Source organism: Citrobacter sp. VF227, from assembly GCF_052950715.1.
In genome coordinates this window covers 1-431 of sequence record NZ_JBRFVF010000650.1, presented here as the reverse complement: position 1 = coordinate 431, position 431 = coordinate 1, and the positions used below count along the sequence as shown (strand labels likewise).

General features: G+C 54.5%; 1 protein-coding gene. It reads right to left on the bottom strand.

What is annotated here, in order from left to right:
* On the bottom strand, positions 1 to 431 hold a 431-nt coding region (locus ACU8YC_RS28370; RefSeq protein WP_446896442.1), incomplete at both ends, for an FGGY-family carbohydrate kinase.

The window sequence follows — 431 nt, the reverse complement described above, 5'->3', positions numbered from 1 at the left end:
TTAACTTGAAATCATCGTGCTGCTGCATGGCAACTACAACATCGGCGATTTGATAGGTAATCGACTCAAGTGCGGCACGGATCAGAGGGGCACGTTTAACGCCCCGACTGAGTCTGCAGATAACTCCACGGGCACTGTCATCCCACCACGGCGCCCCAAGCCCGGTCAGTGCTGGCACAAAATAAACGCCGAGGGTTGAAGCAACAGAGGCGGGAAGGGTGTTGAGTTCGTTTGCCAGTTCGGCATCCGAAAGTTCGCTCAAACCCGTACTGTCTGCCATCCATGCCACCGCATCACCCGTGTGAAGGATATTGCCCTCCAGACCGTATATGATGCTATTGCCATCGTGACAGGCGATGGTGGTAGCCAGAGCGTCAATATCGCATTGGGCTGATTTGACCGGCGCCATCACTGATGACCCGGTACCATAA